A 15,804-nucleotide genomic window follows, 5' to 3' on the forward strand; every position below is an offset into this window, starting at 1 on the left:
CGCGCTGCATTGGGCGAGCGTGCGTTTGTCTATGTGTTCGCACTCGTTGCAAATGGTGATTTTCACATTGGTGCAAAAATAGTTGCAGCCTGTTTTGGCGGCAATATCCAGCAAGGCGCGAAAGCCTGATTGCGGCAGGGCTTCGTCTAAATTCAAATGCAACGCCGAGCCGCCGTCCAGCCAGTCTATCAACTCGCGCCCGTGCAGCAGGAATTTATCCAGCGCGTTGGTTTGGTCGTCTTCCACCACATAAAAATAAGAGTTATAGCAATCGCGTGGCACAAAATAGCCGTCTGCCTTATCCCATTTGGCGTTTTTCACGCCCAAGTTTTCGGCGGGCACAAATTCGGTGTTGAATTTCACGCCGTATTTGGCATTGGCGGCTTTGTTGGCTTCAAAAATAATTTTGAGCCGCGATTGCACAAAATCCACATATTCGGGCGTATAGGCAGCCTGAATGCCTTGGCTTTCGGCGGCTTCCACCATGCCGTTGATGCCGATGGTTAAAAATTGCTTGTCCAGCGAGATAAAGCCCGCATCGTAAACAGGCAGCAGCCCAGCGGCTTGGTATTCTTCCATCAACTTGCGGTAGGCGTATTGATAGCGGTGGATTTTGTCCACTTCGGCGGCAAGGTCGCGCCCATCTTGCACCAAGCGATTCATGTTGATGGTAATCACGTTGATTGAACCCGTTGCCACGCCGCCTGCGCCGAGCGAGTAGGAAAAGGTGCTGTCTTCAATTTGGTTGCGCAGTCGGCAGCAAGATGCCAGCGAATCGGGGTTGTCGGATTGGTACACAAAAAACGAATTGCCCACGCTTAATTCGTGCGCCAGCGTGTCGGCAAACTCGCCGTCTTTGCATTTGCCGTGGTCGGTGAGCATGGCGGCGGTTACCACGGGGAAGGTGAGCACCGCTTTGTTGCGCTCTTGGTTGAACCAATTTAGGAAAAATTTTTGCAAACGCGACACGCTTGCCCACACGGGCTTGGTGAAATCGGGGAACACAAAATCGCCAAACATCGCGTCAAAATAATAGCGGTCATACAGCGAAATATTCCAGAACACGCTTTGATAACCCCGCGCGGCGGCGGGCTGGTTGATGCTATACACCACTTGCTGCAAGGCGTTTTCAATCTCGCTGCGGTGGGTGGTTAAATAATCGTTGCCAAAATCTTTGCGGGCGAAGTAGTCAAAATAAGTAATAAATTCAACCGTTGCCACCGCGCCTGCAAATTGCGCGCTCACGGCAAACACAAAATTGATAAACGAGCCGCAAAACGATGCCAAATGCTGCGGCGCGCGCGATTCGCCGCCCAATTTGGTGAGCCCATCGCGCAAGAAAGGATACATGGTTACCGACACGCAATAAGGTTTCAGGCTGGTTTCATCGTGCACATAAATCTCGTGCGCTTCAATTTGGCGTACATATTCGCGCGCCAAATCATCGCCAAATAATTCGCCAATTTTGCGCGACACTTGGGCGCGGTTAATTTGCACGAAAACGTCTTTGAGCAACTCGCTTTCCAACGTGGCGATGTTTTTATGGGTAACGTTGGCGTTGGCATCCATGGTTGAGCCGTCTGCCGCGTTGTGCGCCGCCATATAGTGTTGAATAAAGTCAAGTTTGGATTGGATTTGTTCGGGATACAGCCGAAGCATGATGTTCTCCAATGTGTGAGTGAGTGGTTGAAAAAACGCTGCTGCCCTTTTCAGGCTGCCTAACAGGGCAACAGCAGGGGAAACTGTTTTTATTGTGATTTACCAATAGGCAGCCTGAAACCACATCAGGCTGCCTGAAATCTATTGCCGCCGCCAAAACAACGCCGTTAAATCTTCGCCTGTTTGCAAATCGGTAAACCGCTGATTGGTGTTCGGATTATCCAGCCCGCCGCGCTCGGGCAGCCATCGCCCCGTTTTCAAAAACGACAATTCGGGCAACAACATCGGCGGCACTTCATCGCGCTCCAAGCCCGTGTATAAACACGTTTTCAAGCCAAATTCATCACGCGCCACCCGCAGCAAAGCCAACAGATTTTCAGGCTGCCATTCGCCGCCCAAAAACAAAACGCAAGTAAGTAAGCCCGCATAACGCCGCAGCCGCTCGCGCAAATACGCCACCGACAACGCTTCACCCAAGCCCGCTTTCCACGAATCCGCGCTATGGCAGCCCACGCAACGCAAAGGGCAGCCTGAAAGCAAAAACGCCAACGACACTTCATTAGGCACTTCCTGCCACACAATTTCTTCGCGCGTAAAGCGCAGCGGCGGCAGCACAGACGGCGCATTTTTATAGTGAAGCCAAATTACATCCATAAAGATAACCAATAGGACAAAGTAAAAAATTGCCCTAAAAGCCATTGGGCTTAGGGTGAAAACGGAACGAAGTTTATGCCTAATCGCGGTTACAAAAATTGACGCACATCAAATTTAAACATTCGTAAATTACGAATGTTTGCTAAGTTGCGGAAAATATGGAAAACAAATTTGCGCCGCGCGTTTTCATTTTCAGGCTGCCAAATGGCGGATGGCGGGTTCGTTCTATTGTAGAATAAGCAAGCGCAATATATTGTTTATCAAGCGATTTATTTGAAAATGATGCAAACGGGTTTTCAGGCTGCCTGCCCTGCGAAGTAGAGCCGCACGGCGAAAACGCTTTATAATGCCGTCTCTTTTGATACAGCCTGAAACGCCGCAACCTAAAACACCATCCCGCGCTGCCCACACCACAAGGATAACCCATGAACAGCCATCTCAATCAACTTCACCCCTATCCATTCGCCCGCCTGCGCGAAGCCATGCAAGGCATTGCGCCACCCGATGGCATCAGCGAAATCCCGCTTTACATCGGCGAGCCCAAACATCCCACGCCGCCCGTGCTCACCGATGCGCTGATTGCCGCGCTGCCCGAGCTGTCCAAATATCCCGCCGCGCTGGGCTTGCCCGAGCTGCGCCAAGCCTGCGCCAATTGGTTGCATCGCCGTTACGATGGCTTAACGCTGAACCCCGACACGCAAATTTTGCCGATATTGGGCAGCCGCGAAGCGTTGTTTTCCTTTGTTCAGGCTGCGTTAGACCCTGTTGCCAGCGAGAAGCCTGTGGTGGTGTCGCCCAATCCGTTTTACCAAATCTACGAAGGCGCAACGATTTTGGGCAACGGCGAAATTGTGTACGCCAACACCACCGCGCCGCGCTTTTTGCCCGATTGGCACAGCGTGCCCGCCGACAAATGGGCGCGTTGCCAAATCGTTTTCGTTTGCTCGCCCGATAACCCCACAGGCAGCGTGCTAACGCGCGATGATTGGGCGCAATTATTTGAATTGCAAGATAAATACGGCTTCATCATCGCTTCCGATGAATGCTATGCCGAAATCTATTTTGACGGACACAAACCCATCGGCTGCCTGCAAGCCGCCGCCGAATTGGGGCGCACGTTTGACAACATCATCATGTTCACCAGCCTATCCAAACGCTCCAACGCGCCTAGCTTGCGCTCAGGCTTTGTGGCGGGCGATGAAAAATTGCTCAAACCATTTTTGCTGTATCGCACCTACCACGGCAGCGCGATGAGCCTGCCTGTGCAACGCGCCAGTATCGCCGCTTGGAACGATGAAGCCCACGTTGAAGCCAACCGCCGCGCCTATCAGCAAAAATTTGACCGCGTGGTGCCAATTTTGCGGCAAAAATTCAGCGTAACCATGCCGCAGGCTTCGTTCTACATTTGGCTGCCCATCCCCGATGGCGACGATTTGCGCTTCACGCAAGAGTTATACCGCGCCACAGGCGTGCAGGTGTTGCCCGGACGCTTCTTCGCCCGCGACACCGTGCACGGCAACCCCGGTAAAGGCTATGTGCGCATTGCCTTGGTAGATGAAATAGAAAAATGCGTAGAAGCGGCGCAGCGTATGGTGGCTTGGTATAGTCGTTCCAATTAAGCCCTTATACTACGTTGGCTCGCCTTGCTGTACTACTTGTACTATCTGCGGCTCGCCGCCTTGTCTAAGACTGTGTGAAACGACTATATCAGGCGTAAAAGCGTTTTCAGGCTGCCTATTTGCGGTAGGCAGCCTGAAAGCATCGTTTGGTATTTAATCCACCTTATTTATCAACATTAGGCAGCCTGAAAACCGCGCTACACCACTTTCAGACTGCCTTATATCCAGACACATCATCATGCAAGAAAACAAATACAGCACCGAACAAATCCTTTGGGTGAAACACCACAGCAAAACCCACATCACTTTCGCCACCACCCGCCCCGAAAGTTTCCGCTTCGCCGCAGGGCAATTCGCCCGCTTGGGCTTTACCCAAGGCGCGGGCTACATTTGGCGAGCATATTCCATCACTTCCGCCGAATACGCCGACACGCTGGAATTTTTCGCCATCCTGATTCCCGATGGCGAAATGTCCGCCAAACTCGCCGCCATGCAAGCGGGCGACAGCATCCTGCTGGACAAAACCGCGCAAGGCTTCTTCCTGCCCGAGCGTTTTCCCGATGGCAACGATTTAATCATGCTGTGCACAGGCTCGGGCATTGCGCCGTTTCTTTCCATTATTCAGCAGCCTGAAATCTGGCAACGCTTTGACACGCTTGCCCTTGCCCACAGCGTGTCGCACAACAGCGATTTGATTTTTAACGACTACATCGCCCAGCTTGCCGAGCATCCGCTGGTGGGCGAGTATCACAGCAAACTGCGCTTTGTGCCGATTACCACGCGCGAAACAGACAGCGAGCGACTGCATTTCAGGCTGCCTGAAAGCCTGCGCAACGGCAGTTTAAGCCAAGCATTCCAGCTTAGATTTAGCAAAGAGCGCAGCCGCTTTATGCTCTGCGGCAACCCCAGCATGGTGCAAGACACATTCAAAGCCCTGTTGGAACAAGGTTTCGCCATGCACCGCAACAAAATCCCAGGGCAAATTATGATGGAGAATGGGTTTTAGAATTGACACGCATCAACCAATCCAACCCCACGCCGCCCCTATAAATAGCGTATAATGCGCCCCGTTATTTCTTTTCAGGCTGCCGCCTGAATTATTTTGTAAACACGAGAAACCAGACAAGAAAGGTTTAGTATGAGTTTAGTTGAGCTGAAAGTGCCCGATATTGGCGGACACGAAAATGTGGACATCATTGCCGTAGAAATCAAAGTGGGCGACAGCGTTGCCGTAGAACAAACTTTGATTACACTGGAAACAGACAAAGCCACTATGGATGTGCCTGCCGAAGCTGCTGGTGTCATCAAAGAAGTGAAAGTGAAAGTGGGCGACAAAATTTCAGAAGGTGGCGTGATTGCCGTGGTGGAAGCCGCAGGTGCAGCCACCGAAGCCCCCAAAGCTGCCGCAGCCGAAGCCCCCAAAGCCGCAACGCCCGCGCCCCAAGCCGCGCAATTTGCTGGCTCTGCTGATGCCGAATACGATGTAGTCGTGTTGGGCGGTGGGCCAGGTGGCTACTCTGCTGCCTTTGCCGCTGCCGATGAAGGCTTAAAAGTTGCCCTGATTGAGCAATACAGCACACTCGGCGGCGTATGCTTGAACGTGGGCTGCATTCCATCCAAAGCCCTGTTGCACAACGCAGCCGTGATTGACGAAGTGAAACACCTTGCTGCCAACGGCATCAAATTCAACGAACCCGAAATTGACATCAACGGCTTGCGTAGCTACAAAGAAAAAGTCATCGCCAAATTAACAGGTGGCTTGGCTGGCATGGCAAAAGCTCGCAAAGTGGACATCATTCGCGGTAACGGGCAATTTGTGGGCGCGAACCACATTGAAGTGGCTTTAACCGAATCGGCTCAATACGAACAAGCCAAAGAAACAGGCGAGAAAAAAACCGTTGCCTTCAAAAACGCGATTATCGCCGTGGGCAGCCGCGTGGTGAAACTGCCGTTTATCCCCGAAGACCCACGCATTGTGGATTCAACCGGCGCGCTGGAATTACGCCAAGTGCCCGAACGTATGCTGATTATCGGCGGCGGCATCATCGGCTTGGAAATGGGCACAGTGTACAGCACCTTGGGCGCACGTTTAGACGTGGTAGAAATGATGGACGGTTTGATGCAAGGCGCAGACCGCGATTTGGAAAAAGTATGGGAAAAAATGAACGCCCATCGCTTTGACAACATCATGACCAGCACCAAAACCGTTGCCGTTGAAGCCAAAGCCGATGGTATCTACGTTACCTTTGAAGGCGAAAAAGCCCCCAAAGAGCCACAACGCTACGATTTGGTATTGGTTGCCGCAGGTCGCGCGCCCAACGGCAAACTCTGCTCTGCCGAAAAAGCAGGCGTGGCAGTAACTGAGCGCGGCTTTATTGAAGTGGACAAACAACAGCGTACCAATGTGCCACACATCTACGCCATCGGCGACGTGGTGGGACAACCCATGTTGGCGCACAAAGCGGTGCACGAAGCGCACGTTGCCGCTGAAAACTGCGCGGGACACAAAGCTTACTTTGACGCGCGTGTGATTCCAGGGGTGGCGTACACCGACCCCGAAGTGGCTTGGGTGGGTGTTACCGAAGAAATCGCCAAACGCGATGGCATCAAAATCACCAAATCTGTGTTCCCTTGGGCAGCATCAGGTCGCGCCATTGCCAATGGCCGCGATGAAGGCTTCACCAAACTGATTTTTGACGCGGAAACAGGCTTGATTATCGGCGGCGGTATTGTGGGCACACACGCTGGCGATATGATTGGCGAAATCTGCTTGGCGATTGAAATGGGCTGCGATGCGGTGGATATTGGCAGCACCATCCACCCCCACCCAACATTAGGCGAATCCATCGGCATGGCAGCCGAAGTGGCAAACGGCACTTGCACCGACTTGCCACCACAAAAGAAAGCCAAAAAATAGTCACTTGATGCTTTGATGGCTTAAAAGGCAGCCTGAAAATGGGTGAATACCGTTTTCAGGCTGCCTTGTTTGTTTCTTCATCAAAGGCAGCCTGAAAACCCTTTATCAATCCCGCAAAACAACGTACCATCCCCCCTTTTTTAAGCCCCTGAACACCATGCCCATCAACCAACACACCCTATGGCAAGCCATCTGCCAAGAAGTTGCCCAAGCCGCGCAATCCGAGCCGATGCTCGCCAGCTTTTTGCATCTCACCGTGTTGCGCCACGACAGCTTTGCCCGCGTGCTCGCCTTTCATCTATCCAGCAAGCTATCCAGTAGCACCATGGACGCGCGCGCGCTCTACGAAACTTTTATGCGCGTGCTAGAAAACAGCCCCGACATCGTGGAAGCCGCCGTTGCCGATGTTGCCGCCTGCTACGACCGCGACCCCGCCTGCGACCAATATTGCCTGCCGTTGCTCTATTTCAAAGGCTATCACGCCATCCAATCGCACCGCATCAACCATTGGCTGTGGAACAACAATCGACAAACGCTTGCCTATTTTCTGCAAAACCGCGCCAGCGAAGTGTTTGGCGTGGACATCCACCCTGCCGCCGTGTTTGGGCATGGCATCATGTTTGACCACGGCACAGGCATCGTTATCGGCGAAACCGCCGTGCTGGGCAACGACATTTCCTTGCTGCATGGCGTAACGCTGGGCGGCTCGGGCAAACAAAGCGGCGACCGCCATCCCAAGGTGGGCGACGGCGTGATGATAGGCGCAAACGCTTCCATACTCGGCAACATCCGCATCGGCAACTGCGCCAAAATCGGCGCGGGCAGCGTGGTCATCCGCGATGTGGACGCGCAAACCACCATGGTCGGCGTGCCAGCCAAAACCGTGGGTGCATCGCACAATGTGCCCGCCGAAGACATGGAGCAATCGTTCAACACCGATGACTACACATTTATGATATAGGCAGCCTGAAACCCAAAGGAAACCCCATGCCCGCTGCCATGCCCAGCAAACGCGACTCCGCCCACGAATTATACGAAGCCTATTTCCTAATGAACTTCGTGCAACTGCCGCCCGAAAAACAGCTAGAACATTTCTACCTACGCCGCATCGTACCCGTGCCGCCCGAAGCGCATTATCAAGCCGTAACGCTGGATACGTATTACAACCATTTGATTATCAACCCGATTTACCAATTATTCGTTTGCATCGGGCTGTATTCGTTTGCATCGGGCTGTATTCGTTTGAGCTGTTACCCCTGTTGGCAAATTTATACGGCATCGGTGGCGAACGCTATGAACGCTGCGACCGCTGGCAACCGCGTCTGTTTAGCGAGCGTTTTCAGGCTGCCTTTTTGGGCAATTTGTATGCAAACACCTCACGCGAAGGCTTTTGCCACGGCGCGGATTGGCAAAGCCTGCGCCGCCGTTGCCGCATTTTGCTCAAAGCGGCAGATTTACTGGAAAACCCGTGGCAACTGTCGTTCCCCAAGCCGCTGAAATTGAGTGGATTTTTGTATCCCGATGATTTTGATTGCTATGAAGCCGTGCCGCATTGGTCGCGCTATGGCGAAACCATGGCGCGGGCGGAATGGGATGAGATGAAGGCGATGTATGATGATTTGTATCGCGGCGCGGTTTAAGGCAGCCTGAAAATGGGTTCATACGCTTTTATCAAGTAAACTCATTTTCAGGCTGCCTTTTCGCATCGCCAATCTTTTGCCAGAGCAGGCGTTTCGTCGCCTACCATGAGCAGGAGCAAGCCCCTCCACCCCACGCGAGCCCATTTTCAGGCTGCCTACCTATCGCACCCGCGTTCATAAAATGCAACCTTGGCAAAACCAAAAACACAATAAGAAATAGTAAACTCCGTCATTCCCGCGTAGGCGGGAATATTGGTTTTGTTAAATAACAGCTTGTTTTTAATTCAATTTTAAAACATCAAACAAGATTCCCGCCTGCGCGGGAATGACGGCAGTTATTATTTTTCAAGCTGCCCAAACAAAAAAAACGGCTGCCTATCCCAAGCAGCCGTTCTCTTATTCAATCCATTTATTTCTTAATCACCTTGCTCAAAATCACGCTCATCACAAACGCTACGGCAGAAGGCAAAATCCAGCCCAGCCCGTAGGAATACAGCGGTAGATTGATTTTCAGCATACCGTCTAGCTGCATAATCCACGCATCGTCGCCGCCTGCCAGCAGGCTGTGCAGCGTGCGCCAGCCGTCCACCAGCGCAACGGGCAGCGTGCCCAAAATGGTGATGGCGTACACCAGCCGCCACCCGTCAAACAGATTGTTCAAAAAGGTTAGCATAATCAATACCATAGTCATGGGATACAGCAGCATCAGCGCGGGCACGGCAAATTTAATCATGGCGGATAAGCCCACGTTGACCAGCAGCAGCGAAATCAGCGTGAAAATAAGGCGTTTCGCTGCCTACCACGAGCAGGAATCCGTTCAACTCTCCCAGTTAATTTCTTCAATTTCGCCAGCGCCGGTGGCGGAAACGGCGAGAATTTCGTCGCTGTGGTCGGGGTCTATCATGTAGTCCAACACCAGCGGGCCGCTGCCTTCGTCAAATGGGTCTTGGTGCCACAGGGCGATGCCGTTGAGCGTCATGGCGGCGACAAAGGCGGCGGGAGTGGTGGGCAGCGCGTCGCCGCCTTCCATTTCTTCGCGGTGGTGGGTGAGATAGCTGTCGTCGTCTGCCAGATATTTTTGCAAGGCGGCGCGGGCGCGTTGGTCTAGCTCGGCAAGGTTTTGCAGGCGTTGGGCGAACTGGTCTAGCTCGGTGGCATCTAGCTCGCTTTCGGCGGCGGCCCAAATTTGGGCGTTGATGGCGTGTCCGTTTAACGCTACATCGTGCTCCCACAGCACATCTACTTCGTCTGCCAGCGTGTCGCTGTCTAATAATCCAAAATAGGGGTGGTTGAGTGTTGCCATTTTGTTGCTCCTTTGGTTGGCGGTTGGGGGGAAGCGGTGATGGGGTGGGGCAGCCTGAAAATCAGGAAACGCTGGCGATGGCTGGCGTGTCAATGGCTGCTTATTTTTTCTTGGCGGGGGCTTTTTCGGCTTGCTTGCCGTTGGGTTTGCTGTTGGTTTTGGCTTTTTCAGGCTGCCTTGTTGGCTTGGTGGTGGTTTTTTCGCTGGCTTTGGGCTGGGCTTTTTCAGGCTGCCTTGTGGCTTTGTCGCTGGCTTTGGCTTTTTCAGGCTGCCTTATGGGCTTGGCGGCAGGCTTGGCTTTGGGCAAGACGATGCGCGGCTCGTGTTTGGCTTCGTTGCGGTTTTCGGGTTGTTCGGTCGCGGTGATGGCTGGGGTGGCTGGCTTGCGCACGGGTTTGGGGGCAACTTTGGTGGGCGCAGTTTTGGCGGACGCGGGCTGCGATGCGGCGAGCGCGGGGTTGTCATTTTCAGGCTGCGTGTTGGGCTGGGCGATAAACCATTGCCATTGTTGTTTTAAGGCGTTGCTGATGGCTTTTTGCTTTTCTTCGGCGGTGGTGCTGCCTGATGTGATTTGTTGGAAATTTAGGCTCACGCTGGGGTTGTCCATTTTACCGCTAACGCGTATGGGCAGGGGTTGGCTGTCGGCGTTGCCTTTGAATTGGATGTCTTCGCTGATTTCGTTGTTAGCAAGGTTGAGCTTGCCGCTGCTGGTCATGGTGGCGGCGGGCTGGGTGAGCGTGGCTTGGGCGGTGTGGTTGCTGATGCCGTTTTGCACTTTGGCTTCAAACACAAAATGGCTAAACGGCATGGCGGCGGCTTCGGCTTCGGGCGTGCTGTTGCCGATGCCCACTAACAGGTTGCGGATGCGGTTGGGGCTGATGCCTGACCATTCGCCATCGTTAATATCCAGTTTCACGCTGCCGTTTAGGCTGGCGAGTATTTCGTCTGGGCTGCTGCCTTGCGCGGTTAGGGCGAACTCGGTGGTGCCTTTGCCGCTGATGCGGCTTTGTTGGAACAAATCTTGCAGCAGGGGATGGATTTGCACGCCTTCGGCTTTTTGGTGGAATTGGTAGGCGATGGGGGTACGGTTTTGGATGATTAGGCTGCCGTCAGTGTGCCCGCTGTATAGGTCGGCGGTGAGCGGGGCGATGATGATGGAGTCGGCGTTGGCGTTGATGCTGGCGTGGATGTTGTCTATTTGGGCGCGGGGGGTTTCTAGGGTGTTGATGTCGGTGTTGATTTGATAGGTGAGCGGGGCAGCGGGGAAGATTTGGCTGATGTCGCGGGTGTTGGGGTTGTTTTGGATGAGCGTGGCGTAGTTTTTGGTGTTGAGTTTGGCGATTTTCAGGCTGCCTGTGATGTGGTTTTCGTTGCGGCTCAGCGCGATGTTGGCGGGCTGTTTGTCAAATAAGCCTTGCAGTTGGATGTGCCAGTTGGCAAGGTTGGCAAAATTCAGGCTACCTTCCATTTCGCTGGCGAAACGGGGCGTGCCTTGGGGGGTGGTTTGGGTGCTGATGAATTTGAGTTTGTTGAATTGCGCGCCGCTGGCATTGCGCCAAACCAGCTCGGATTTGGCGTTGATGTCTAAATTGTCTTGTTGGCTGTTGCGGGTGTTTAGGTCTAGGTTGATTTCGTTGCTGCGCAGCTCGTTGTCTTGCCATTGGGCTTGGGCGGCGGCGAGTGTGCCTGTGGGATGGTTGGGATGGCTGGGGGCGGTGAACACGGCGTTGATGCCTGTGAGCTTGGTGTCGCCATAGCGGCTGGCGAGCTTGGTGATGCTGATGTTGAAGGTGCTGTTGTGGCGATGGCTGGCGATTTCTAGCTTGCTGTTTTCGGCGATGAAGTCTTGCTCTTGCCATGCGGTGTTGGTTTTCAGGCTTCCTGAAAAGGTGTAGCCGTTTTCTTTGCCGTTGAATTTGACGGCGAGCTTGGGGAATTGCTGGCTGTTGGGGCTGCTGATGGTGTCGCCTGTGGCGGTGAGTTGCAGGTTTTCCCAATAGGGCGAATGGGCGTGGGCTTCTAGCTGGTAGCTGATGGTGGTGGCGTTTTGGCGCGATAGGGCAAGGTTGATTTGGCTGAATGCAAATTCGCCTTGCTCGGCATCGCGCACGATTAGGCTGCCACGGTTGATTTGCACGCGATTGAACACGGCGGGGCGTTGGTTGCGGGTTTGCCATAAATCGGCGATGTTCCAACGCCCTTGGTTGTTGCGCACCAACAGTGCGTTGACATCGTTGAGCACCAGTTTTTCAATGGTCGGCTCGCTGATTAGGCTGCTCCAACCGATGCCAATTTTGACTTCTTGCGCGCGCAGGGCGGGGGCTTTGCCATCGGCTTCGCTGAGCACCACGTTGTGCAAGATGATGGTGGGGCGTGGAAACAGGCTGCGCTCAATGTGCGCATCAAATTGCACATTGCGCCTTGTGCCTGCTAGGGCTTCGCGGGCGCGTTGCTGCAAGGCTTCGTGTTCGGATACGCGATACAACGCCGCCGAGCCGCCCAAATACACGCCCGCCACAATCAAGCACGCAACCAAAGCCATGCGGCTGATGCGCCAGTGTGCGGGGGAAAAGTGGAATTTGGGCAAGGAATACATGAGTGGCGGGCTGGAAACGAGAAAGGTTGGCATTTTAGCAAATTTTGCTGGCGGGGGTGGTTAAGAACCTGTTTTAAATAGGGCAGCCTGAAAACCAGTAAAGCCCATTTCAGGCTGCCTATTGTTTGCTGCTGTAAACACAAAGCCTTATAATCGCCCAATAAATGTAATACCAATGCACAAAAGGAAACCCTATGGCAACGACCAACTACAATATTCGTTTGGATGACAACCTGCGCGAACGCGCCTTTGCGGTGTTTGAAAGCTATGGTTTATCGCCATCGCAAGCGATTAAGCTGTTTTTAAACCAAGTCGCCGACACGCGCACCGTACCGCTGTCTTTTGACTACAAAGCCGCCGAAAACCACAACGAAGCCACGCGCCAAAGTTTAATCGCCGCCCGCAAAGAGTTTAAAACTGCTAAACGATACAACAGTTTAGAAGAAATGATGCGCGATGTTCAGGAGCAACAAGCGTGAGAAAAACTTGTTGCCACCAGCCAGTTCAAACGCGAAGCCAAGAAAAATTTTGCCGATTTGCTGACTGCCGAATGGGCGGAAGTGTCGCATAGCCTACTCAACGACATTCCGCTGCCCGAAAAATACCGCGACCATCCGCTCAAAGGCGATTTAAGCGATTACCGCGAATGCCATATCAAACCCGATTTGCTGTTGATATACGCTATCCGTGAACAAGAATTGCATTTAGCGCGGCTGGGTTCGCATTCAGAATTGTTTGGCTGATAACCGCCGCCCACTTGCAACGAAAGCCCACCATGCAGCCTGAAACCCCATTCGCCGCCTACCGCGCCGCCGCCCTTGCCGCTGCGCAATCTTTCCAGCGCGACCATCGCCCCTATCGCTATTTCCGCCGCCACACCGCCGCCGCCGATGCGCTGCTCATCGCCCTGTGGCAACAGCATTTTTCAGGCTGCCCCCATCTTTGCCTGCTCGCCACAGGCGGCTACGGGCGCGGCGAACTCTATCCCCATTCCGATTTAGACATCGCCATACTTTCCCCCGCCGAACTCACCGAGCGCGAGCAAGCAGCCATCGCCCAATTTATCCAAACGCTGTGGGACGGCAAACTCGCCCCCGCGCCGCAATCAGGCAGCCTGAAACAAATCCTGCAAGACGCGCAAGACAACCTAACCACCAGCACCGCCCTGCTAGAAGCCCGCCCGCTTTGCGGCAACATCGCGCTCGCGCAACAAGCCATCCACACCGCCCAGCAGCAGCGCGAAATCGTCCCTTTCATAGAAAGCAAACTGCTGGAAATGCAGCAACGCCACGCCAAGCAGCCCAGCCAAACGCTAGAACCGCACATCAAAAACGGCATCGGTGGTTTGCGCGATTTGCACGTTATCAACTGGCTTGCCCGCGTGCAAAATCTCAACCTAGCCACGCCATCGCCCGCCATCCAGCCCATCATCACCCACGCCGAAACCAAGCTGCTGCGCCACAGCCACCGCACGCTCGCCCAGCTGCGCATCGCCCTACACCTTGCTGCCCAGCGCGAAGAAGACCGCCTGATTTTTGACCTACAACACACCCTAGCCCAGCAAAATCCATTTTCAGGCTGCCTTAATCTGGCAAACCATCATCCCCAAGGCAGCCTGAAAACGAGTGTAGAACACCTAATGCACGCCTACTACCGCACCACCAAAACCATCCAGCAACTCAGCGGCATCCTTATCCCCATGCTGCGCGAACGCATCTACTCCCCCCTGCCCCGCATCATCCGCCCCATCAACGAACACTACGACCAAATCAACCACACCCTAGCCGCCCGCCATCTTACCCTGTTCACCGAGCAACCCGAACACATCTTCACCCTTGCCCACATCCTGCAAACCCACCGCAGCATCAGCCACATCGCCCCTAAAACCCTACGCGCATGGTGGGCAGCCGCGCAAAAGCTAGACCGCCGCTTCCAGCAAAACCCCGCCAACCGCGCCCAATTTCTCCAATTTTTCCACACAGGCGAAGGGCTCACCCACACCCTGCGCCTGCTCAATCTCTACGGCATACTCGCCCGCTACCTGCCCCAATGGCACAACATCGTTGGGCTCTTGCAACACGACCTTTACCACATCTACCCCGTGGATGACCACATTCTCACCACCCTAGCCCACCTGCGCCGTCTCGCCCAAGAAGAACACAGCCACGAAAACCCCGCCCTTTCCACCCTAATGCAACACCACCCCAAGCAGCCCATACTCTATCTCGCCGCCCTATTCCACGACATCGCCAAAGGACGCGGCGGCGACCACGCCCAGCTTGGCGCACAAGATGCCGCCCAATTCGCCCAAGCCCACCAGCTCAATCCACACGACAGCGACTTGCTCACATGGCTCGTGCGCGAACACCTGCTCATGTCGCAAACCGCGCAAAAAGAAGACATCAGCGACCCCGCCATCATCCAAAAATTCGCCCAGCGCGTGCAAAGCCAAGAAAAACTAGACTCACTCTACCTGCTCACCGTCTGCGACATCCGCGCCACCAACCCCAAAATCTGGAACGCATGGAAAGCCCAACTGCTAGACCAGCTTTACCACACCACCCGCGCCCAACTATCAGGCAGCCTGAAAACCACCAGCATCCACGACCGCTACCAACACGCCAACCAAATTCTCACCCAACAAAACCACAGCCCCAAAGCCATCCGCAGCCTATTCAACGCACTGGGCGCGGCCTACTTCGCCCGCCACAACAGCCCAACCATCGCCCGCCAACTCCCCCAAATCGCCGCCCAGCCCCACCAACCCCACGCCAGCGCAACCCCCGAAGACAACGGCAACTGGCGCATACTCGTCTATATGCCCAACCAAGACCGACTGTTCACCCGCCTATGCCGCCTATTCGGGCAACACCAGTTTGACATCGTCGCCGCCCGCGCCTTCATCACCACCCACGATTTCATTTTAGACAACTTCATCCTTACCCCCCCGCCCCACCACAGCAGCGAAGAACTGCACCAGCTGCGCGACACCCTGCAAGCCCAGCTTACCCAATTTGCCCACGGCAACATCCCCACCTTTGCCCCACACAAAACCCAACCCAGCCGCCGCGCCCGCCTGCTGCCGCTCGCCCTCAGCGTCAGCATCCAGCCCGAAGAAGCACCCCACCGCTACACCATCCAAATCATCGCCGCCAACCGCCCCCACCTGCTCGCCGACCTAACCGAAGTCTTCGCCCAACACAACATCCGCCTGTTCTACGCCAAAATCGCCACCCTAGCCGACCGCGCCGAAGACAGCTTTCTGGTAGAAAACAGCGAACTTAACAACCCCAGCAAAGAGTTCGCACTCAAACGCGATTTGCTTGCCGCGATGGCGTAAGCAGTCAATGTTTACCGCGCCTAAGGTGTAGAAATCAACCGCGTTGTTTACACAACAGTTTGGGAAAAATAAGCCT

General features: G+C 54.3%; 13 protein-coding genes and 1 pseudogene. 9 read left to right on the plus strand and 5 right to left on the minus strand.

The genetic code is table 11. The annotated features are described in order from the left end of the window. Both nrdD and nrdG read right to left on the minus strand, forming a co-directional pair. Positions 1-1,671: anaerobic ribonucleoside-triphosphate reductase (gene nrdD / locus Q4A85_RS11960; RefSeq protein ID WP_303110658.1), on the minus strand; the 1,671-nt coding region annotated here is incomplete at its 3' end. Positions 1,672-1,800: 129 nt separating this feature from the next. Next, entirely contained in the window at positions 1,801-2,271 is a 471-nt protein-coding gene (gene nrdG, locus Q4A85_RS11965) for an anaerobic ribonucleoside-triphosphate reductase activating protein (RefSeq protein WP_303110679.1), read from the minus strand. A gap of 467 nt (positions 2,272-2,738) precedes the next feature. Here nrdG and dapC point away from each other — a divergent pair, with 467 nt between their 5' ends. The 6 genes from dapC (at position 2,739) to Q4A85_RS11995 (ending at position 8,489) form a co-directional block, all read left to right on the plus strand. Next, positions 2,739-3,932 (plus strand): succinyldiaminopimelate transaminase, encoded by a 1,194-nt coding sequence (dapC, locus tag Q4A85_RS11970; protein ID WP_303110660.1) that lies wholly within the window; start codon positions 2,739-2,741, stop codon positions 3,930-3,932. A gap of 238 nt (positions 3,933-4,170) precedes the next feature. After that, complete coding sequence (locus tag Q4A85_RS11975) at positions 4,171-4,938, plus strand: ferredoxin--NADP reductase (RefSeq protein ID WP_303110661.1); 768 nt, start codon at positions 4,171-4,173, stop codon at positions 4,936-4,938. A 132-nt stretch (positions 4,939-5,070) separates the two neighbouring features. After that, the gene (lpdA, locus tag Q4A85_RS11980) at positions 5,071-6,849 is read left to right on the plus strand and encodes a dihydrolipoyl dehydrogenase (protein ID WP_303110663.1); all 1,779 of its coding nucleotides are present in this window, start codon (positions 5,071-5,073) and stop codon (positions 6,847-6,849) included. A gap of 157 nt (positions 6,850-7,006) precedes the next feature. Beyond that, a complete protein-coding gene (cysE, locus tag Q4A85_RS11985) occupies positions 7,007-7,810 on the plus strand; it encodes a serine O-acetyltransferase (RefSeq protein WP_303110665.1) in 804 nt (267 codons plus the stop codon). Between the two features lie 26 nt (positions 7,811-7,836). Further along, a complete protein-coding gene (locus Q4A85_RS11990; RefSeq protein WP_303110667.1) occupies positions 7,837-8,346 on the plus strand; it encodes a hypothetical protein in 510 nt (169 codons plus the stop codon). A gap of 2 nt (positions 8,347-8,348) precedes the next feature. Next, a complete protein-coding gene (locus Q4A85_RS11995; RefSeq protein ID WP_303110669.1) occupies positions 8,349-8,489 on the plus strand; it encodes a hypothetical protein in 141 nt (46 codons plus the stop codon). Positions 8,490-8,898: 409 nt separating this feature from the next. Here Q4A85_RS11995 and Q4A85_RS12000 read toward each other — a convergent pair whose 3' ends face one another. The 3 genes from Q4A85_RS12000 to Q4A85_RS12010 form a co-directional block, all read right to left on the minus strand. Continuing rightward, positions 8,899-9,270, minus strand: coding sequence for a branched-chain amino acid transport system II carrier protein (locus Q4A85_RS12000; RefSeq protein ID WP_368500218.1), 372 nt, complete (start codon positions 9,268-9,270; stop codon positions 8,899-8,901). 36 nt (positions 9,271-9,306) lie between these two features. Beyond that, positions 9,307-9,792 carry a DUF2004 domain-containing protein gene (locus Q4A85_RS12005; protein ID WP_303110671.1) on the minus strand — a complete coding sequence of 162 codons (486 nt, stop codon included), beginning with the start codon at positions 9,790-9,792 and terminating at the stop codon, positions 9,307-9,309. A gap of 100 nt (positions 9,793-9,892) precedes the next feature. Further along, a complete protein-coding gene (locus tag Q4A85_RS12010; RefSeq protein ID WP_303110673.1) occupies positions 9,893-12,421 on the minus strand; it encodes an AsmA family protein in 2,529 nt (842 codons plus the stop codon). 161 nt (positions 12,422-12,582) lie between these two features. Here Q4A85_RS12010 and Q4A85_RS12015 point away from each other — a divergent pair, with 161 nt between their 5' ends. The 3 genes and pseudogenes from Q4A85_RS12015 to glnD all read left to right on the plus strand — a co-directional run bounded on the left by Q4A85_RS12015 (position 12,583) and on the right by glnD (position 15,728). Further along, complete coding sequence (locus Q4A85_RS12015; RefSeq protein ID WP_303110675.1) at positions 12,583-12,867, plus strand: type II toxin-antitoxin system RelB/DinJ family antitoxin; 285 nt, start codon at positions 12,583-12,585, stop codon at positions 12,865-12,867. Between the two features lie 6 nt (positions 12,868-12,873). Beyond that, positions 12,874-13,131: pseudogene (locus Q4A85_RS12020) on the plus strand (type II toxin-antitoxin system YafQ family toxin); the annotation flags it as partial. 32 nt (positions 13,132-13,163) lie between these two features. Continuing rightward, positions 13,164-15,728 (plus strand): [protein-PII] uridylyltransferase, encoded by a 2,565-nt coding sequence (glnD, locus tag Q4A85_RS12025; RefSeq protein WP_303110677.1) that lies wholly within the window; start codon positions 13,164-13,166, stop codon positions 15,726-15,728. Positions 15,729-15,804: the final 76 nt, after the last annotated feature.

This window comes from Kingella sp. (in: b-proteobacteria) (assembly GCF_030527935.1).
Classification (GTDB): domain Bacteria; phylum Pseudomonadota; class Gammaproteobacteria; order Burkholderiales; family Neisseriaceae; genus Kingella_B.